This window comes from Sphingopyxis sp. Q841 (genome assembly GCF_052384365.1).
GTDB classification, from domain to species: domain Bacteria; phylum Pseudomonadota; class Alphaproteobacteria; order Sphingomonadales; family Sphingomonadaceae; genus Sphingopyxis; species Sphingopyxis terrae_A.
Genome location: NZ_JBQSUM010000004.1, coordinates 67,406 through 86,530, shown reverse-complemented (window position 1 = coordinate 86,530; position 19,125 = coordinate 67,406). Strand labels below are relative to the sequence as shown.

Sequence of the window (19,125 nt, the reverse complement as noted above, 5' to 3'; positions counted from 1 at the left end):
AAAACCGCGCTTGCCAGCGCCCTTCCCAGCCCCCTATAGCAAGGCCATGAGTCACGATTTGTTCGACAGCTCCGCCCCCGCTACTGAAAGCTACAACGCCTCCCAGATCGAGGTGCTGGAAGGGCTCGAACCCGTCCGTCGCCGTCCCGGCATGTACATTGGCGGCACCGACGAGCGTGCGCTGCATCACCTTGCCGCCGAAGTTATCGACAACAGTATGGACGAAGCCGTCGCGGGCCATGCGACGCGGATCGAGATCACGCTCGACGTCGGCAACCGGTTGACCGTAGTCGACAACGGCCGCGGTATGCCGGTCGATCCGCATCCGAAGTTTCCGGGGAAATCGGCGCTGGAAGTCATATTGACCATGCTCCATTCGGGCGGGAAGTTCGAGGGCAAGGCCTATGCGACGTCGGGCGGCCTGCACGGGGTTGGGGTCAGCGTCGTCAACGCGCTTTCGATCGAAACCATCATCGAAGTTGCACGCTCCAAACAATTGTATCGTCAGTCTTTTTCGCAAGGCCTGCCCTTGGGCCCGATCGAGGAACTGGGGCCCACGCCGAACCGCCGCGGTACCAGCGTGACCTTCGTGCCCGATCCCGCGATCTTCGGCGAACATGGCCGGTTCAAGCCGCAGCGGCTCTATCGCATGGCGCGATCGAAGGCCTATCTTTTCGCGGGGGTCGAAATCCGCTGGAAATGCGCGCCCGAACTGATCGGCGACGACACGCCCGCAGAGGCGGTGTTCCAGTTTCCGGGCGGACTCGCCGACCATCTGAAGGAACAGATCGGCACACGCGAATGCGCCACCGCCGAACCTTTCGTCGGGCGGCAGGAGTTCCCCGATGAACAGGGACGCGCCGAATGGGCGATCGCCTGGCCGCTGTGGTCGGATGGCAGCTATAGCTGGTATTGCAACACCATTCCCACCCCCGCAGGCGGCACGCACGAAGCCGGGCTGCGCGCTGCACTGACCAAGGGGCTGCGCGCCTTTGGCGAGTTGATCGGGCAGAAAAAGGCGGCACAGATCACCGCCGAAGATGTCTTCAACGGCGGCGAGATGATGCTGTCGGTCTTCATTCGCGACCCCCAGTTCCAGAGCCAGACCAAGGATCGGCTGTCGAGCCCGGAGGCCGCGCGCCTCACCGAATATGCCGTGCGCGACCATTTCGACCATTTCCTCTCGGACAATATGGATCGGGGCCGCGCGCTCCTCGGGCTGATCCTCGAACGGATGGACGAGCGGCTCAAGCGCAAGGCGGAACGCGAGGTCAAGCGCAAGACCGCGACCAGCGCGCGCAAGCTGCGCCTGCCCGGCAAGCTGACAGATTGTTCGAACAACGGCCCGGAAGGCACGGAATTATTTATCGTTGAGGGCGACAGCGCCGGCGGTAGTGCCAAACAGGCGCGTGATCGCAAGACGCAGGCGATCCTGCCCATTCGCGGCAAGATATTGAATGTCGCCAGCGCCAGCGCGGACAAGATCCGCGCCAATCAGGAAATCGCCGATCTTGCGCTCGCGCTCGGCTGCGGGATGCGCAAGGATTGCGATGCCGACCGCCTGCGCTACGACAAGATCATCATCATGACCGATGCCGACGTCGACGGCGCGCATATCGCGACGCTGCTGATGACCTTTTTCTTCCAGGAAATGCCCGACATCGTCCGCACCGGCCATGTCTATCTGGCGCAGCCCCCGCTTTACCGCATCACCGCGGGAGCAACGTCGGCCTATGCGCGCGACGACGCCCACCGTGCCGAACTCGAAGCGACCCTGTTCAAGGGCAAACGCGTGGAGGTCGGACGCTTCAAGGGGCTGGGCGAGATGAATCCCAACCAGCTCAAGGAAACGACGATGGACCCGGCGACGCGGTCGTTGCTCAAGGTCACGCTGCCGCAGGAGTATGAGGAGCGGCAGATCGTCAAGGATCTGGTCGACCGGCTGATGGGCAAGCATCCCGAGCATCGATTCCAGTTCATTCAGGCCAATGCCGCGACACTGGACGAGGCGGCGATCGACGCCTGAAGCGAATTTTTCGCCTCCCCTGTCAGAAACACGCGCCGCCGGCGACTAACCGGATATTGGCACGGGCTTTTGGGAGATCGGGGTGACCGGAAAGGCGCAAGACAGGCTGTTCGAAGAGGCGATCGACCGCTTCGGCGGCGCTATCGCCCGCATGGCGCGCGGCTATGAAGCCGATCCCGAACTGCAACGCGACCTTCTCCAGGAGTTGCAGGTCGCGCTTTGGCAGAGCTTCGCCCGCTTCGATGCCCGCTGCGCGATGAGCACTTGGGTCTGGCGCGTGGTGCATAATCGCGCCGCCTCGCACGTCGCCGCCCAAGCCCGCAAGCGTCGGCGGCCGTGGGTCGATATCGAGGATCTGGCGCTTGCCGATGAAGCCCCCTCGCCCGCCGAGCGCGCCGAGACCCATCAGGCGCTCGCCTTGATGCTGGCTATCATCGACCAGCTCGGACCGCCCGACCGGCAGATATTGCTCCTTTATCTCGAAGGGATGCCAGCGGCCGAAATCGCCGACGTCACGGGCGTGTCGTCCGAGGCCGTCGCAACCAAGGTCCATCGCTTCAAATCCATGCTCACGCGCCGTTTCGTCGGCCTGGGAGATGCAACATGACCGATTTTTCCGACGACATGACCCTTCACACCCTGTGGCAAAGCGATACGGCCGCGTTCGACCCGATGCCGGTCGAGGAAGTCAGGCGCCGCGCGTCGCGGCTCGGCGACATCGTCGCCCGGCGAAATCGCCGCGAATATTTGGCCGCCGCCATCGTGATTGCGGGTTTTGCCGTCTATGCCGTGCTCCTTCCCGGCCTGCTGTTCAAGCTGGGCAGTCTGCTCGTGATTGCCGGGACACTGTTCGTCAGCTGGCAGCTAACCCGCCGAACCTCGCGTCCCGATCCGGCGGCAGAAGCCGCGGACATCCGGTCCTATTACCGCGCGCGCCTCGTTCGTGAAGAGCATATGCTGTCGCGCGTCGGGCGCTGGTATCTTGCACCTTTGCTGCCCGGTCTGCTGCTGTTCATGACCGCACAGGCGCTGGATGACCGTTATGGCATGGTTGGTAGCACGGTGCTGATCGGCGGGCCGTTGCTGCTTTTCGGGGCCATCTGGCTCCTCAACCGGCGCGGCGCCGCGCTGCTGCGACGTCAGATTGCGCGGATCGATCGCGATCCGCCCGCCCCTGTTCCCGAACAAGGAGAATGATATGAACCGCCTGCACCGCCTTGCTGCAGCTGCCCTGCTCGCCGTCCCCTTGGTCGCGCTGCCTGTCGGCACCGTCCATGCTCAGCCGGGCACAGCCGCACGCGCCGAACAGAGCGCCTTCGACCGCCGCGCCGGTCAGCTCGTCGCCCTGTTCGAAGGGCGGGTGCCCTATGCCGAATATTTTGCGCCTTCCTTTCGCGCGGCGATCCCAGAAGCGCGATTTCGGGAGATCAGCGAAAATCTGGTCGGCCAATATGGCAAGCCGGTCGCGGTCAAGCGAGCGACATCAGACGACGGTCAATCGGGCACGATACTGCTCCGCTTCGAACGCGGGACCGCGACGATCCGCCTGGACGTCGGCCCGGCCCCCGAAGGGCTGGTGCTGGGACTTCGAGTAACCGGATTTGTGGCTGCCAACGATAGCATCGCCGCAGTTGCAGCGGAAATCGCTGCTTTACCGGGCGATACCGGGTTTCTTGTCGCCGAAGTTGACGGCGACAACATTCGTCAGATTGCGGGTTTGGGCACCGATCGGCAGTTTGCTGTCGGATCGATATTCAAACTCTATGTGCTCGACGAGCTCGCTGCGCAGGTGGCGGCGGGTAAGCGGCATTGGGACGATGTCGTCCCGCTTGCCTATCCCAGTTTCTCGTCGGCGGCGACCGCCAACTGGCCGCTCAACACGCCGGTTACGCTGCAAACGCTGGCGAACTGGATGATCTCGGTCAGCGACAATGGCGCCGCCGACACGCTGATTCATCTGCTCGGCCGCAAGGCGATCGAAGAACGGATGCGCGCCGCGGGCAATAGCGCCCCCGCACGCAACACGCCCTTTCTGACGACGGTCGAGGCCTTCGCGCTCAAGGGCAACAATTTCGCTGATCTCCGTTCAGCCTTTCTCTCCGGCAGCGAAGCGGAGCAACGCAAGATCGTCGATGACAATGCCGATCGCTTCACCCTCGCCAATGTTGACGGCGTCAGCTTCGAAGGAAAACCGCGCTTTATCGACAGCCTCGAATGGTTCGCCTCGCCGATGGATGTGGCGCGGGCCTTTGCCGATCTGCGGGCGCGCGGTTCGGCGCCGACGATGGCGGCGCTGGCGATCAACAATGGCGTCGGCCCCGCAGCGGCGGCGGACTGGTCCTACCTTGGCTACAAGGGCGGGTCGGAGCTTGGCGTGGTGTCGATGAGCCTGCTCGGACAGCGCAAGGCCGACGGCAAATGGTTCGTCGTCACGGCAAGCTGGAACAATGCGGCCTTGGACCTCGACGGCAACAAGTTCGCCGGTCTCGTCACCCGGCTGCTCGCGCTCGCAGCCAAGGAGGGCGTTACGCCGTCAGCGCCGCCACCAGCGCCTTGACCTTCGCCTGCCGCCATTGCGGGGTCGGCGCGACGAGCCAATAGCCGCGTTTCGTATCCATCGCCTCACCCACTTGGCGCACCCGCCCGGCGGCAATATCGGCCTCGGCGAGCATGGCCGGGACGCAGGCTTGCCCCAGACCGTTGGCTGCGGCGTCGATCGCAAGCCCGGCATCGCCCAGCCGCAACGCGGGCTCACCCTCGGCGACGGGGCATCCCGGCCACGCGATCCGCGTGTCGTTGCCGCCGCCAGGCCCCGCAACGGTGACCATCGATGCCGCCGACAGCGCGACGCCTTCATGGTCGCCGGCCCCATCGGTCCAGAAAATCGCGAGATCGAGATTGGCCTCGGTAAAATCAATGCCGCTATCGGCTGACACAAGCGTGAACCGCACGTCGGGCGCCTGCTGGCTGTACCGCGCGAGACGCGGGGCCAGCCATTTGGCGGTCAGGTCGCGCGGCGCGGCGATGGTCAGCGATTGCGACGACTGCCCCGCCTGCATTGCGCGGACCGATTCCTCGAACTGCAAAAAGCCCTGCCGCAGCGCGTCGAGCCCGGCATGTGCTTCCCCCGTCAGTTCAAGACCCTTAGGGGTGCGGCGGAACAGGACGACGCCCAGCATGTCCTCCAGCGCGCGGATCTGTTGACCGACCGCCGCCGGGGTCACCGCCAGCTCGTCGGCGGCACGGGTAAAGCTGAGATGGCGGGCAGCGGCGTCGAAGACGCGCAGCGCGTTGAGAGGCAGATGGGTGCGCTTCATGACGCGGTCGCGGGGGCCACGAGCGGAAAGGCCGGAATTGCCGCCAGCATCTGCGACCCGTCGGTCATTTCCATCACATAGGTGCCGACCATCCCGCCTTCGGGCGTCGGCAGCGGGCATCCCGAAACATAGTCGAACGACCCGCCGGGCGCGATGAGCGGCTGTTCGCCGACAACGCCTTCGCCCTCAACCTCGCTCACCTGCTCGCGGCCGTCGGTGATCCGCCAATGCCGCGTCAACAGCTGCACCGCGGCCTCACCGTGATTTTCGATGCGGACATGATAGGCCCAGAACCAGCGCCCCAGCGCCGGATGCGACTGTTCGGGCAGGTAGCTGACCGACACGCGCACCGTGATCGGCCCGGTTGTCGCGGCAAAGGGGAAGAGGGAGTCGATCATCGCGCCGCCAGCGTCGCTCAAAGCCCGACCTTGGTCAATGCCTGGTCCAGATCGGCGATCAGATCGCGCGGATCCTCCAGCCCGATATTGATGCGCAGCATCCCCTCCTCGATGCCCATGTCGGCGCGCGCCTCGGCGCTGACGCCATAATGGGTGGTCGACGCAGGATGGCAGCACAGGCTGCGCGCATCGCCGATATTGTTCGAAATATCGACGAGTTCGAGCGCGTTCAGAAACGCCATCGCTTGCGCCCGATCCTCGAGGAAGAAGGAGAAGATCGGCCCGCAGCCATCCATCTGGCGCATCGCCAGATTATGCTGGGGGTGGCTGGCCAGGCCGGGATGCAGAATGCGCCGCACGCGCCCCTCGATCGCCTTGCCGACCGCCAGCGCATTCTCCGACTGGCGGCGGGCACGCAGGTCGAGCGTTTCCAGCCCCTTCAGAACAACCCATGCGTTGAACGGCGACAGGTTCGGGCCGGTATTGCGCTGGAACGGCAGCAGCACCTCGTTGATGAATTTTTCCGTTCCGCACACCGCTCCGGCGAGGACGCGGCCCTGCCCCTCCATCAGCTTGGTCGCTGAATAGGCTACGACGTCGGCGCCGAATTCCAGCGGGCGCTGAAGCGCGGCGGTCGCGAAGGCATTGTCGACGACGGTCGTGATGCCATGCGCCTTGGCGAGATCGCACACCGCCTGCAGGTCGACGATATCCATCGTCGGATTGGCGGGGGTTTCGAAAAAGAAAAGCTTGGTGTTCGGCTTGATCGCTGCCTTCCACGCGTCAAGGTCACGGCCATCGACGACGCTCGTCTCGATCGCGAAGCGCGGCAGCAACGTATCGACGAGCCAGCGGCACGACCCGAAGGCCGCTTTCGCAGCAACAACATGGTCGCCAGCGGACAATTGACACAGGAGCGCCGTCGTCATCGCCGCCATGCCGGTGGCTTGCGTCCGGCACGCCTCGGCACCTTCCATCAACGCGATGCGTTCTTCGAGCATCGCAACGGTGGGATTTTGCAGGCGCGAATAGGTCATGCCCTGCGCCTCGCCGGCAAAGCGGGCCGCGACTTCCTCGGCGCTGTCATAGGTATAGCCGGAGGTCAGGAACAGGGCCTCGGACGTTTCGCCATGTTCGCTGCGCCACGTCCCGCCGCGCACCGCCTGCGTGGCCGGACGCCAGTTCCTCGTCTTGCTGCGATCGAATCCCGTCGTCTTTTTCATCTCGCTCTATCCGTTCAAAGCCGCGACAACCGCATCGCCAAGCGCTGCGGTGCCCATCGATCCGCCCAAATCGGCGCCGCGGCATCCGTCGGCAAGGATTTTCGCTACCGCACTCTCGATGCGCGCCGCGCTCGCCTCGTCGCCGCCCGAATGGCGAAGCAGCATCGCAAGCGACAGGATCATCGCGAGCGGGTTGGCTATCCCTTTACCCGCAATATCGGGGGCGCTGCCGTGAATGGGCTCGTACAGTCCCTGGCGGCCTTCGCTCAGCGAGGCCGATGCGAGAAGACCGATCGAGCCGACGCACATCGATGCCTGATCGGACAAAATGTCGCCGAACAGATTGCCCGTGACGACCACGTCGAACTGCCCCGGATTGCGCACCAACTGCATCGCGGCATTGTCGACATACATATGACTGAGCTCGACGTCGGGATAGTCGGCCGCAACCTCGATCACGACGTCCCGCCAGAGCTGCGAGGTTTCAAGGACGTTCGCCTTGTCGACCGAGCACAGCCGCTTCCGGCGCCCTTGCGCGGCGCGGAACGCGACATGCGCGATACGCCGCACTTCGCTCTCGCTATATGCCATGATGTCATAGCCTTCGCGCTCCCCGGTCGCGGTCGTGCGCATGCCCTTTTCGCCGAAATAGACGTCGCCGTTGAGTTCGCGCACGATCAGCAGGTCAATCGCCGAGGCGACTTCGGGCCGTAGCGCAGAGCTGTCTTCCAGTCCCGCGAACAGCTTGGCCGGACGAAGATTGGCGAACAGGCCGAGTTCCGACCGGAGGCCGAGAATAGCCTGCTCGGGCCGCAAATGACGCTCGACAGCATCGAAGCGCGGATCGCCGACCGCACCGAACAGGATCGCATCGGCCGCCTTGGCCTTTGCGAGCGTCTCGGGCGGCAGCGGGTGGCCGCTGGCGGCATAGGCCGCACCGCCGACAAGCGCGCGGTCGATCGTGATGGGCAACGCCAGCGCGGCGAGGGTCTTTTCGGCCTCGACCATGATCTCCGGTCCGATACCGTCGCCAGCCAGCAGCAGGATTTGCACGTGCGTCGCCCTTTCCTATCTTCGCGAGCCGCTTAGACAGCGGCGGCCCCTCACGCAACCGCCCTGCCCAGCCTGCCGAGCAATCTTTCCCTCACCGCCAGCAAGTCGCGGTTTCGGCCATCGAGAATGTCGCGGTCGAGGAAATGGCCGGTGATGGCAAGTCCGGCGATGACGTCGGCAATCGACGGATCGGCATCGCGGCCGCGCAAAAAAGGCGGCAGTGGCATCAGCCGCGCTTCATATCCAGCCGCGGCGGCGCGGCCGACCGCCCCGCCTGACTTGGGGCTGACAAAGGCCAGATCGTCGGCGGTGCCGGTCGCCACGCATTCGTCGAGGCTGAGCCCGAAACCGAGCTCGGCAAGCAACAGCAACTCATAGCGCGCGAGCGCCGCTGCCCATAGCCGCGCCGCCGGCGCCACCGCAATCGCCTCCAGAAGCGCCGACAGCGCGGCGTAGAGCGACGGGTAGGGCTGGCTTTCGGGAAGCGCCGCCGCGGTCAGGCTGGTCGCCCAGTCGATCGCGGCGGCCGCCAGCGGTTCGGCGAGCAGTGGCGCGCGGCTGGCGATCATTTCAACCGTTGCGCCGCCAAGCTGATCCTCGGTCCGCGCCCGCAGGTCGAGCGCGACGAGGTTTCCCGGCATAAGTATCGGGCGCAGGCGCCGCGATCGCCCCCCGCGCACATAGCCGGCGACAAGGCCGGCGCGTTCGGTGAGGGCGCGCAGGATCGCGCCATGTTCGCCATGCGCCCGAACCGCGCAGACGATGGCATCGGCGGTCAGGCCGGCCAAAGCACCATCTGCGTCTGGGTGACGAGCGCGACCTCTTCGCCCCCTTCGGTGCGGATACGCGTCTGCCAGACCGACAGGCGCTTCCCGATCTTGACCGGCGTCGCTTCGCCGACGAGCACCGACCCGACCGGGCCGGCGCCAAGGAAATTGGTCTTGCTTTCGATCGTCGTCGTGCCGCTTGCGCCGTCGGGCAAGGTCAGGAAGGCGCCGACCGCGCCCAGACAGTCGGCAAACGCCATGATGGCGCCGCCGTGGACGATATTGCCCGCGGTGCAGATGTCGGGCCGCACGGGCAACCGCCCGGTAACGCGCTCTTTCATCCCTTCCTGTATCGTCACGCCCAGCGTTCCGGCGAGCGGCATGGCGGCTGCGAAATCCACGTTCTTCTCCTCAGCTTCCCGGATTGTAGAAATCATAAACGGCCTGCGCGACCGCCGCGCTGACGCCCGGCGCCTTTTTCAGATCGTCGAGGCTGGCGCTGCGGATCGCGCGCGCGGTGCCGAAATGCATCAACAGCGCCTTCTTGCGAGCCGGTCCGATGCCCGGAACCTCGTCAAGCGGCGAGCTGCCCATCGCCTTCGCGCGCTTCTGCCGATGCGCGCCAATGGCGAAGCGATGTGCCTCGTCGCGCAATCGCTGAATGTAGAAAAGCACGGCATTGTTCGGGGGCAGCGTGAATTCGCGGCCGTCGGGCAAATAGAATGTCTCGCGCCCGGCGTTGCGATCCGGTCCCTTGGCGACGCCCACATAAGGAAGATCGTCGATACCGAGTTCCGCGAGCACGGCGCCCGCTGCGGACACCTGCCCTTTGCCGCCGTCGATCAGCACCAGATCGGGCCATTCGCCCTTGTTGCGTTCGGGATCCTCCTCGAGGGCGCGCGCGAAGCGGCGCTGGAATACTTCGCGCATCATCGCGAAATCGTCGCCCGGCTGCGTTTCCGGGCGCTTGATGTTGAACTTGCGATAGGCGCCCTTGATCCAGCCTTCCGGCCCCGCGACGACCATCGCGCCGAGCGCGTTGGTGCCCTGAATATGGCTGTTGTCGTAGATTTCGATCCGCTGCGGCGGTTCGTCGAGATCGAACAGATCGGCAAGTTCACGCCCCAGTTTCGCCTGACTGCTGCTTTCGGCAAGGCGGCGGTCGAGTTCTTCGCCGGCGTTACGCACCGCCTGTTCGAGCAGTCGCTTGCGATTGCCGCGCTGCGGGACGCTGATCTCGACCTTGCGGCCCGCCGTTTCGCCGAGCGCTTCGGCAAGGACCGCGGCGTCCTCGGGCTCGCGATCGACGAGGATCAGCTTGGGGGGCGGCACGCCCTCGTAAAATTGCATGAGGAAGCTCGCCATCACCTCAGGTTCGGGCACCCCCGCGACATGCGCGGGAAAGAAGCTGCGATGCCCCCAATTCTGCCCGCCGCGAATGAAGAAACCCGCAATGCAGAGCTGCCCGCCCTTTGCGGCCAGCGCAAAGACATCGGCATCGCCCAGCCCGTCGGCATGCACCGACTGGCTACCCTGGATGAAGGTGAGCGCCTTCAACCGGTCGCGGAGCACCGCGGCGAGCTCGAAATCCATGGCTTCGGCCGCGCGCGTCATCGCGTCGCCCAGTCGCTTCTGCACCGCGGTCGAGCGGCCTTCCAGAAAATCCTGCGCATCGCCGACGAGTTCGGCATAATCGGCCTTGTCGATACGATCGACACACGGCGCCGAACAGCGCCGGATCTGATAGAGCAGGCACGGCCGCGAACGATTGGCGAAGAAGCTGTCGGTGCAACTGCGCAACAGAAAGGTCTTCTGGAGCGCGTTGAGGGTGCGGTTCACCGACCCCGCGCTGGCGAACGGGCCGTAATAGCGTCCCTTGGCACGGCGGGCGCCGCGATGCTTTTGTACCCGCGGGAAGTCATGATCCATGCGGAGCAGGATGAAGGGGAAGCTTTTGTCGTCGCGCAGCAGGACATTGTAGGGTGGACGATAGCGTTTTATGAGCTGTGCCTCGAGCAGCAGCGCCTCGGCCTCGCTTGTGGTCGTCACGATCTCCATAGCGCGCGTCTGCGCGACCATGCGCTGCAACCGCTGCGGCAGCCGCGCGCCCTGGGTGTAGTTGGTGACGCGGTTCTTCAGCGCGCGGGCCTTGCCGACGTACAGAACGTCGCCGCGCGCATCGAGCATCCGATAGACACCGGGGCGCACCGGCAGCTTGCGCACGACGCCGCGAATGACCTGGGCACCGCGCTCCAGATCGGGCTTGTCGGCCCCCTCCCCCTCGCCGCGGACGACATAGGTGGCCTTCTCTTCGTTGAATCGTTCGGGAGCGTTGGGACGGACCATCATTTCCATGTAGGCGATGGCCGCACGGCCCGCCATAGTGTGGCAGGTAAAAGCATGGAGGGGGCGATGGAATTACACGGCAAACTGGCGCTGGTGACGGGCGGAAGCGACGGAATCGGGCGCGAAATCGCGCTGCAATTGCAGGCGGCGGGTGCCGAGGTGGTCGTGACGGGCCGCTCACCCGAAAAACTGGCGGGGATGCGGGCGCTGGGTTTTGAAACGATCGCCGGCGATCTGTCCGAGCCGGCGGGAATCGATGCCGTCGTCGCGGGGGTCGCAGGGCGACCGCTGGCGCTTCTGGTCAACAATGCCGGGGTCGGTAGCGATTATGAGCTGGACGAGCCGGCGACTCTCGACAGCGCGGCGCAGTGCATCCGTACCAACCTCGACGCGCCGATCGCACTCTGCACGCGGCTGCTGCCGATCCTGCGCGCCCAGCCCGCCGCCGCGATCGTCAATGTGACCTCGGGGCTCGCGATCGCACCGCGCGCCGGCGGTTCGATCTATTGCGCCACCAAGGCCGGGCTGCGCGCCTATACGCAGGCGATCCGCCACCTGCTGCGCGACAGCAATGTGGCGGTGATCGAGGCGCTGCCGCCGGTGGTGGAAACCAATATGACCGCGGGTCGCGCCGGGAAAAAGATGAGCGCGCACGATTGCGCCGCCGAAATCGTGCGCGGCATCCGCACCGGCAAGCGCGAGGTGAATGCGGGGGCGGTGAAGCTGTTGCAACTCGTCAACAGCGTCTCACCCGCCCTCGCCCGCCGGATCATGATCAAATATTGAGGCCGCCAATTTCGGCTTTGCGCGCCTGAACGGCTGTGGCAGGCCGTGCACGGGGCGCACCATCAGGGGGATATTATGCGCATGATTTTTGTGGCGGCCACGCTGTTGCCGCTCGCCACGCCGGCTGCCGCCGCCGAATGGTATCTGGTCGGCGGCAATGATTCGACCCGCACCTATGTCGACCTTGCGAGCTTGCGCGCGCTGAGCGGCAAGATCGTCGGCGACGTGCTGAGCGTCTATGCCAAACCGCTCAACGGCGGACCGATCGTGGGTGCAAAAATTCGCGAGGAGCTCGATTGCGGTGGCAATTCCTTCCGCACGCTCGAATATAGCTATTACCGCGCCGACGGCAGCTTCATCGAGAGCGAACCGTCCGAGACGATCACCGAACACAAGACGCCCGCCGCCAACAGCATCAACGAGGCGATCATGGATTTCGCCTGTTACCGCAAAGGCGGGACCGCTGTCAGCGATCCGTTCAGCGATGCGGCCGACAATTTCGACGAGTATTGACACGAAAAAGCGGGCGTCTCGCTTAGACGAGACGCCCGCTTTTCATGGCCCGATCGGGAAAGATCAGCTCTTGGCGACGGCCGCGATCGCCTGATCGATCAGCGCCTTGTCGGCGCCCGCGTCATGCTTGGCCGCGATCAGCGCTGCGGCCGCATCGGTCGCCGCCTTGGCCGCCGCGGCACGAACCTCGGCAACCGCGTTGGCTTCGGCCGCCGCGATGCGGTCTTCGGCCATCTGCTTGCGGCGAGCGATCAGCGCGGTCGCATCGCCCTTCGCCTTGGCGACGAGCGCTTCGGCCTCGGATTCGGCACGGGCGCGGAGCTCGTCGGCTTCTTTCGCCGCATCGGCAAGCTTGGCCTCATATTCGGCCTTGAGCGATTCGGCATCGAGGCGAAGCTGTTCGGCTTCGCCGAGCTGCTTCGAAATCTCTGCGATCTTCTTGTCGAGCGACGCGCCGATCATCGCCGGCACCTTCTTCCAGACAAGAATGCCGAGGAAGGCGAGCATCGCGATCGACACCCACACGGTAGCGTTAAGCCCGAAAGCCGTCGGATCGGCATGCGCCTCTCCGGCAGCGCCGGCAGCTTCGGACAGGATCACCAGGAAATCAGCCATGCAGCACCGCCTTCACCGCAGCCTTTGCGTCGGTTGCGGCAACTTTCACGCCCGACAGCTTGGCCACTAGGTCGGTCGCCGCTTCGGCAGCGACCGATTCGATTTCCGCCATTGCCGAGGTACGCGCAGCGCCCACATCGGCTTCGGCCGCTGCCAGCTTTTCCGAAAGCTCGGCATCGACCTTTGCCAGACGCTTTTCGGCGTCGCGAGCGGCCTTGTCCTTGGCGTCCGAAACCGCCTTCTGCGCCGCAGCGCGGCTCGCCTCGCTCTGCTGGCGATAGCTCTCCTCGAGGCCGTCGGCGGCCGCGTGTGCGGCCTTGGCCGCCGCCAGATCGTCGGCGACCTTGCGATCGCGCGCGTCAACCGTCGCCTCGATCTTGGGCAGCATGCCGCGGCCGATGACGATGTAGATGCCGGCAAAAACGACCAGCAGCCAGAAAAGCTGCGAGGCGAGATACCAGTTATCAGCGGTTAGCTGGGCTATCTGGGGCATGAAAGGCGAACCTTAAACTTATGAAAAACCTGCAAATCGGTGCAGCCGGTCCCCATCCGAGAACCGGCCACGCCGGATCGTCCGAAATCAGACGACGAAGAGCAGGATCATCGCGACGACGAACGCGAGCAGGCCGAGAAGTTCGGCAGCCGCGAAGCCGATGAACAGGCGACCCTGCTGGCCGTCGGCGGCCGCGGGGTTGCGCAGCGCGCTTTCGAGGAAGCTGCCGAAGACGTTACCCACGCCGATGGCGGCCATGCCGGCACCGATAGCGGCGAGACCAGCACCGATCAGCTTTGCTGCTTCTGCGTCCATTGTAATACTCCTTGGGTGTAAGCGTTTGGTATAAACGGGATTAGTGAAGGTTGACCGCGTCGTTGATGTAAAGCGAGGTCAACAGGGCGAAAACATAAGCCTGGATGCCGGCGACGAGCAGTTCGAGCGCGCTGATGCCGATCATCAGGATGAAGCTGAGGACCGAGACGATCGAGCCGAGCCAGACGGTTTCGGCGTTGAAGCCGTTGATGACGAAACCCGACAGCACCTTAAGCAGAACGTGACCCGCCGTCATTGCGACGAAGAGACGCAGGCCGAGGCTGAAAGGGCGGACCATGAAGGACACGAACTCGATGGGCGCGATGATCGGAATCATCGGCAGCGGCGTGCCGTGCGGCACAAAGAGCGAGAAGAAGTGCAGGCCATGGCGCCAGAAACCGACGACGAGCACGATCGCAAAGCTGACCAGCGCAAGAACCCCGGTGATCGCGATATGGCTGGTCACGGTGAAGGGATGGATGCCGAAAACACCAAGCGGCAACATGCCGAGCAGGTTGCAGAACAGGATGAACATGAACAGCGAGAAGACATAGGGCGTGAACTTGCGCCCTTCGCTACCGATATTCTGCGTCATCATGCTGGAGATGAAACCCGTGAAGCCCTCGACGGCGGCTTGCCAACGGCCGGGAACGAGCTGACGGCGCATACCGCCCCACATGAAGATGCCGAGCGTGATGGCCGCGACAACCATCCACAGCGCGCTGTTGGTGAACAGGATTTCGTGCCCGCCCAGATGGAAACCGCCGCCGAGCGGGGTCACCTCGAACTGGTGCATCGGGTCGATCTTGCCGGATTCCGCCGCCACTCTTCACTCCACGCGCATTGCGGGGCGGCTCATCGGGCCGTCCCGCCAGAAATTCCCTTTGATCCGCGCTACTTGCGTGGACCCGAAGCGATGCGAATGATGTTCCGGAACGCCACGACGATCCCCATGAACAACATTCCCAACAACCCCCAGGGCGACGAGCCCGCGATGCGGTCGATCAGCCAGCCGAACAAGGCGCCACCGATCAATCCACCCAGCAGTTCCGCCAGCACCCGGTTCCCGAGCCGGTAATTGGCATCGGATTCCGGACTGGCGGCGCCTGCGGTCCGTTTCGCTTCTGCGGCTTCGGCCCGGTCCAATCGCTCTTCGAGCGAGACCAGGCGCGAATCCTCCGAAGTTTGATCCGGATCGCTGCCCTTCCCCGTCATCTTCCGCCATCCTCCTGAAACAGAACCGAAAAGAATCGGTGCCGCCCGCGAAAAAGGCCCGGAAAAAGCCGGGGGACCCCTAAGGCGCGGCCCGTTTAGGAACGCCGCCCGATTAAGTCAATGCCCGTGCGCAGGCGCACAAAAATGCCGCCGCGTTTAGGGGCGCGGCGGCATAATGAGGCACGAAGGCCTGCTGCTAATTCGTCAGTTGGCGGCGCAACGCGGATCGCGCACCGGCGGGCTGCTGTCGCGCGTCAGCCATTTGCCGTCGGGCGTGCGGTATTTCTCGCCCGGCGCGGTCTTCAGGATCAGATTGCAACCCGTCACAAAGGCGAACTGTTCGATCGTGCTGCCCGCCGGCGCGTTGCGCGTATAGGCGTCCTTGCGCTTGATATTGATGTCGCTGACCAGCTTGCGCACTGCATCGGTCGGCGTGGTCACAAAGCCGAGGTAGCCGTCGGGCTGTTCGCCGATCAGGCCCGCAGCGCGCGCATTTTCATAGGCGGGGTCGCGCTGTGCCAGCGCCGGCGTGACCAGCGCGGCGACCGCTCCGGCGGCGGCCAGCGCGGCGATTGCGGGTTTGAACATCTGCTTCATCATCTTGTTTCGTCCCTGTCAGAAGATAGAGCCATTTTGTTCGATCAGCTTTTTCGCGTCGCCGTCGATCCTGTACACCACTTCCTGCTGGATGCGGATATTCAGGTTGATCTCGATCGGCTTGTCGGGCGCTGACACCTGAACGCAGCCGCCGAGGCCCATCGTTCCGATCGTCAGCAACAGACACCGACCGCCTATGGCCGCTCTCCTCATCTTTCCTATCTTCCTTACCGTCATTGCACGGGCTCGCTTGCTGGAGGCTGAACGGGCGCCGCCTTCGCCGCTGCGGCGGCTTCGGCATCGCGCTGGGCTTGCAAGAGCTGCGACAAATTCTGCTCCACCAGGACCGATGGATCGTAAAAGCTCTTTGCAGAGAATATCAGGCCGCGGAAAGGCCCTTCGACACGAATGTTGAAGATCAGCGGGATTTTGGCGACCTGATCGACCAGGAAATTGCGCTTTGCGCCGATACCCTGCCCGATCCCGCCGAAGCGGATTTCGGTCACCATTTCGCCGTCGAGGTTGCCGTTGAGGACAATCGTCAGATCGTCATATTTCAGCGATCGCAGCGCCCCGAACGCAAAATTGGCCATCGTGCCGAGGTTGTGATTGGAAAGTTCGCCAACATAGGCGAGCGTGCCGCCGCCGTCGCGCGCGTCGATCCGTCCGTTGACCACGCGCCCGCCGAGCCCGTCGAACTCGACCGGCAGCGTCCCGTCGAACTTGCCCGTCGCGTTGATATTCTCGAACCCGAACTGCTGAAGGAAAACCGCGGCATCGACGCCGACGACATCGAACATCAGGCGGCGCGGCTGGGTGGCGCTGAAATCGAGCGTAGCGGGGTGCAGCAGAAGCTCGCCGCCAGCGAACGGCCAGCGCCCACCCTCGATCCGCACCCGATTGCCGCCGAGGAGCTGATAGTCGATCTTGCCGTCCACGACAGGAATGCCCGGATTGACTTCCTTCAGCGCGACGGTCTGCCCCGGCGCCGAATGGAGCCCCAGCAGATCGTCGAACGTCAGCGTCGACGTCAGTCCGGTCACCGGGCCGAAAGCCGCGGCGAGGTCGGTATTGGCGGTCGCAAAGGTGCCCCCGCTCGTGACGCCCTCGGCATTCCACTCGATCCGCCCGTCGCCGACGACCGAACCCTGGACATTGGCCACGACGCCTTGCGCAAGCGTCGTGAGCTGTTCGGGCTGGAAATTATCGTCAAAGCGCAATTCCTTGACGATCAGATCGGCGGCGCCGCTGCTGTCGGCAAAGCGATGGCGGATCACCGTATCGAGAATCTTCTTGCCGCTTTCACGTTCGTCGAAACCCGCCCTTGCGTCGATCACGCCGTCGGCGAAACGGAGATGCGCGTCGCGGCTGATCAGCGGCGCAAAGCGCTTGTCCGCCGCCGCATCGGTCAGCACCAGCCCGCCGTCGAGCGTCAGCGCGCCGTCGGCCCAGCGCCAGTTGCCGGCAATCTCGCTCATGCCGAGCGGGACGGCACCGATCTTGCCCTGCGCATCGGCAAGCGTTCCGGCCATCCCCTGTCCGCCCGCCGCGCCCGAAAGGCGTCCGGCGGCGAAATGCGTCATGCTGTCCCCGGCCCCGATCCGGACATCGGCGTTGGCAAGCGACCAGCGCCACCGCGCCAGATCGACCTCGCCGGGACCGCTGTCAAAAGCAAAGGGTGACGCCCCGCTGGTGCCGCGCAGCTTGAGGCCCGGAAGCCGGACGGCACCGCGCACCCCCGCGGATCCCACGCTGAACAGCGGCGCACCGGGGGTGCTGCACAGGTCGATACCGTTATTGACAAGGCGCAGCCCCGACACGTCGATCTTGTTCGCGGTGACACGGTGGCAGCCGCCGTTGAACGCCATCCCGCCGGTCGCGGCGATGGCACCGGCAATCGGCACGCGCAGCCTCTCTACGCGCCCGCCCGCAAGCGGCCCCGACAGGGTGGCGCTAGTCGAAAAGCGCATCGCGGCGCCCGGCGCGCTCGAAAAACGCACCGGATCGAGCGCCAGACGCGCGCCGCCCGCCTGATAGGCGTCGATTTGCGCCAGCCCGGTCATGTGGCCGTCGGCACGGCGGTCGAGTTCCATCGCGCCGACCGGAAGGCCACCGCCGCCGAAGGTCCAGCGCCCCGTTGCGATGACCTCGGGCCGCGGCGCGGCGAAGAGATAGCCGATGCGGCTGTCGGCGCTGCTCGCGAAGCGTGCGCCGCTGCGGCTCGACAGGCTGGGCGCGGCAAGCTCGAAACGGAGCGCCTCGCCCTGCCCGGTCAGCGCGATCGCCGCTTCGCCGCTTGCACCCGCGAGCGCTGCGGCGAAGGCGGTCGCCGCGCGGTCGCCGATCGGGCCGAGCGGGGTACCGCCCAGCGCCGCGGCGCTGTCCGCGACCGACCGGCGCAGACGCGCGCTCGCGCTTGCATCGGCGAAGCGCAGCCGGCCGTCGAAATTGGGGGTGACGTTGCCGACCGCGCCCTTGCCCTCCAGATGCACGCCGCTCGCCGCAAAATCCGGCCCGGCCAGCTTGGCAACATCCGCCACCAAGGTCAGCCCGGTGCGATCGGCGGTGCCGGTGAAGCGGCCCTTCACGCCGACCCGCTCGGCGGCGAGCGCGGGCATCGTCAGGCGCTGGACCAGCGCGTCGGCGGTGCCGTCCCATTGCTGCAGATTTTCAGCAAGCGAGACGTCCAGCGCGATCTGCGGCGCGGCGACCGCGACCGGCTGCGCGCCGCCGCAAGTCACGGCCGCGCCGCGCAACGGCCCAGTCAGCCGCGGGCGCACATCGCGCACCGCGAGTTTGCCGTAGAAAGTGATTCCCGTGCCGCGGCAATCGGCAGCGGCGATATGCGGGGCCACGAGCGCGAGGGTTCCCGCAAAATCGCGGCGCAAATTGCCGCCGCCGTTCAGCGCCGCGCCGACATTGCCCCACGGCGTTTCGAGCCGCGCCCGCGCGTCGCTCAGCCGGACCGCCATGTCGGGCAATGCGAACGGACTCTTGTCGGTTGGGTCGCGAAATTTGTCGAGCGCGCCGAGCGACAATTGCCCATCGACGAAGCGGCCGTAGAGCCGCAGGCCGTCGGCGCGCACCGATGCGACATAGGGCCCGGACAAGCCGAGCCCGACCGACACCTCAAGCACCCGCGCGGTCAGGTCGGGATGCGCCGGATTACCGATAACGACATTGCTGAGCCGCTGGGTCGACAGGCCGATGCGTTCGATCGTGTAGCGTGCCGGCACGCCCTTCTTCGCAAGCTGGTCCTGAATGAAACGGTCGGCGATCGGGGCGCGGGCAACCCAAAGTCCGAGCGCCAGCGCACCGAGCGCGCCCCCGACGATCCACGGCGCCTTGCGCCGTCGCCGCGCGCGGACTGTCTCTGCCTCGCTCACCCGCGGCCGAACCCATCGACCGCCTGTGACGTCACGCCGTCATCATATGCCCGGCCAAAGCTCACTGCGCCTACC

Annotated in this window: 21 protein-coding genes; 6 read left to right on the top strand and 15 right to left on the bottom strand. The window is 65.3% G+C overall.

Annotated elements, in window-relative coordinates:
- Positions 1–46: 46 nt before the first annotated feature.
- The 4 genes from parE (at position 47) to ACT17R_RS16515 (ending at position 4,583) form a co-directional block, all read left to right on the top strand.
- Entirely contained in the window at positions 47–2,026 is a 1,980-nt protein-coding gene (parE, locus tag ACT17R_RS16530) for a DNA topoisomerase IV subunit B (RefSeq protein ID WP_062902466.1), read from the top strand.
- Between the two features lie 82 nt (positions 2,027–2,108).
- Positions 2,109–2,633, top strand: coding sequence for an RNA polymerase sigma factor (locus ACT17R_RS16525; protein ID WP_444809844.1), 525 nt, complete (start codon positions 2,109–2,111; stop codon positions 2,631–2,633).
- Complete coding sequence (locus ACT17R_RS16520) at positions 2,630–3,223, top strand: hypothetical protein (protein ID WP_217373450.1); 594 nt, start codon at positions 2,630–2,632, stop codon at positions 3,221–3,223. The genes ACT17R_RS16525 and ACT17R_RS16520 overlap by 4 nt, the downstream gene beginning before the upstream one ends.
- Position 3,224: 1 nt before the next feature.
- Positions 3,225–4,583, top strand: coding sequence for a serine hydrolase (locus ACT17R_RS16515; protein ID WP_217373451.1), 1,359 nt, complete (start codon positions 3,225–3,227; stop codon positions 4,581–4,583).
- Here the strand turns inward: ACT17R_RS16515 and ACT17R_RS16510 are convergent.
- The 7 genes from ACT17R_RS16510 to uvrC are packed head-to-tail and all read right to left on the bottom strand — an operon-like array spanning position 4,552 to position 11,130.
- Positions 4,552–5,343 (bottom strand): LysR family transcriptional regulator, encoded by a 792-nt coding sequence (locus ACT17R_RS16510; RefSeq protein WP_062902469.1) that lies wholly within the window; start codon positions 5,341–5,343, stop codon positions 4,552–4,554. The genes ACT17R_RS16515 and ACT17R_RS16510 overlap by 32 nt on opposite strands.
- Positions 5,340–5,741, bottom strand: coding sequence for a Co2+/Mg2+ efflux protein ApaG (gene apaG, locus ACT17R_RS16505; RefSeq protein ID WP_040590068.1), 402 nt, complete (start codon positions 5,739–5,741; stop codon positions 5,340–5,342). The genes ACT17R_RS16510 and apaG overlap by 4 nt, the downstream gene beginning before the upstream one ends.
- Before the next feature lie 17 nt (positions 5,742–5,758).
- Entirely contained in the window at positions 5,759–6,964 is a 1,206-nt protein-coding gene (locus ACT17R_RS16500) for a trans-sulfuration enzyme family protein (protein WP_058811394.1), read from the bottom strand.
- 6 nt (positions 6,965–6,970) lie between these two features.
- Positions 6,971–8,017 (bottom strand): 3-isopropylmalate dehydrogenase, encoded by a 1,047-nt coding sequence (gene leuB / locus ACT17R_RS16495; RefSeq protein ID WP_062902471.1) that lies wholly within the window; start codon positions 8,015–8,017, stop codon positions 6,971–6,973.
- 50 nt (positions 8,018–8,067) lie between these two features.
- Positions 8,068–8,805, bottom strand: a complete 738-nt coding sequence (gene recO, locus ACT17R_RS16490) for a DNA repair protein RecO (RefSeq protein WP_058811392.1) — start codon at positions 8,803–8,805, stop codon at positions 8,068–8,070.
- Entirely contained in the window at positions 8,793–9,185 is a 393-nt protein-coding gene (locus ACT17R_RS16485; protein ID WP_082819955.1) for a PaaI family thioesterase, read from the bottom strand. Before ACT17R_RS16485 ends, recO begins: the two co-directional genes overlap by 13 nt.
- A gap of 10 nt (positions 9,186–9,195) precedes the next feature.
- The gene (gene uvrC, locus ACT17R_RS16480) at positions 9,196–11,130 is read right to left on the bottom strand and encodes an excinuclease ABC subunit UvrC (protein WP_444809851.1); all 1,935 of its coding nucleotides are present in this window, start codon (positions 11,128–11,130) and stop codon (positions 9,196–9,198) included.
- Between the two features lie 66 nt (positions 11,131–11,196).
- On the opposite strand from uvrC, the gene ACT17R_RS16475 reads away from it, so the two are divergent.
- On the top strand, positions 11,197–11,916 hold the full coding sequence (locus ACT17R_RS16475; RefSeq protein ID WP_058811863.1) for an SDR family oxidoreductase: 720 nt from the start codon (positions 11,197–11,199) through the stop codon (positions 11,914–11,916).
- Positions 11,917–11,991: 75 nt separating this feature from the next.
- Positions 11,992–12,429: a surface-adhesin E family protein gene (locus ACT17R_RS16470; RefSeq protein ID WP_062902472.1), complete on the top strand. Its 438-nt coding sequence runs from the start codon at positions 11,992–11,994 to the stop codon at positions 12,427–12,429.
- Positions 12,430–12,492: 63 nt separating this feature from the next.
- On the opposite strand, the gene ACT17R_RS16465 is transcribed toward ACT17R_RS16470, so the two are convergent.
- The 8 genes from ACT17R_RS16465 to ACT17R_RS16430 all read right to left on the bottom strand — a co-directional run bounded on the left by ACT17R_RS16465 (position 12,493) and on the right by ACT17R_RS16430 (position 19,050).
- Entirely contained in the window at positions 12,493–13,044 is a 552-nt protein-coding gene (locus ACT17R_RS16465) for a F0F1 ATP synthase subunit B family protein (RefSeq protein WP_217373453.1), read from the bottom strand.
- Entirely contained in the window at positions 13,037–13,537 is a 501-nt protein-coding gene (locus tag ACT17R_RS16460; RefSeq protein WP_003044101.1) for a F0F1 ATP synthase subunit B family protein, read from the bottom strand. Before ACT17R_RS16460 ends, ACT17R_RS16465 begins: the two co-directional genes overlap by 8 nt.
- Positions 13,538–13,624: 87 nt before the next feature.
- Positions 13,625–13,852 carry a F0F1 ATP synthase subunit C gene (locus tag ACT17R_RS16455; RefSeq protein WP_003044110.1) on the bottom strand — a complete coding sequence of 76 codons (228 nt, stop codon included), beginning with the start codon at positions 13,850–13,852 and terminating at the stop codon, positions 13,625–13,627.
- A 40-nt stretch (positions 13,853–13,892) separates the two neighbouring features.
- Complete coding sequence (locus ACT17R_RS16450) at positions 13,893–14,678, bottom strand: F0F1 ATP synthase subunit A (protein WP_003044113.1); 786 nt, start codon at positions 14,676–14,678, stop codon at positions 13,893–13,895.
- 68 nt (positions 14,679–14,746) lie between these two features.
- The gene (locus ACT17R_RS16445) at positions 14,747–15,067 is read right to left on the bottom strand and encodes an AtpZ/AtpI family protein (protein WP_217373454.1); all 321 of its coding nucleotides are present in this window, start codon (positions 15,065–15,067) and stop codon (positions 14,747–14,749) included.
- 204 nt (positions 15,068–15,271) lie between these two features.
- Positions 15,272–15,667 (bottom strand): YdbL family protein, encoded by a 396-nt coding sequence (locus ACT17R_RS16440; RefSeq protein WP_062902475.1) that lies wholly within the window; start codon positions 15,665–15,667, stop codon positions 15,272–15,274.
- A 15-nt stretch (positions 15,668–15,682) separates the two neighbouring features.
- Positions 15,683–15,844, bottom strand: coding sequence for a YnbE family lipoprotein (locus ACT17R_RS16435; protein ID WP_371830003.1), 162 nt, complete (start codon positions 15,842–15,844; stop codon positions 15,683–15,685).
- Positions 15,845–15,897: 53 nt separating this feature from the next.
- Complete coding sequence (locus ACT17R_RS16430) at positions 15,898–19,050, bottom strand: YdbH domain-containing protein (RefSeq protein ID WP_217373455.1); 3,153 nt, start codon at positions 19,048–19,050, stop codon at positions 15,898–15,900.
- Between the last annotated feature and the right edge of the window lie 75 nt (positions 19,051–19,125).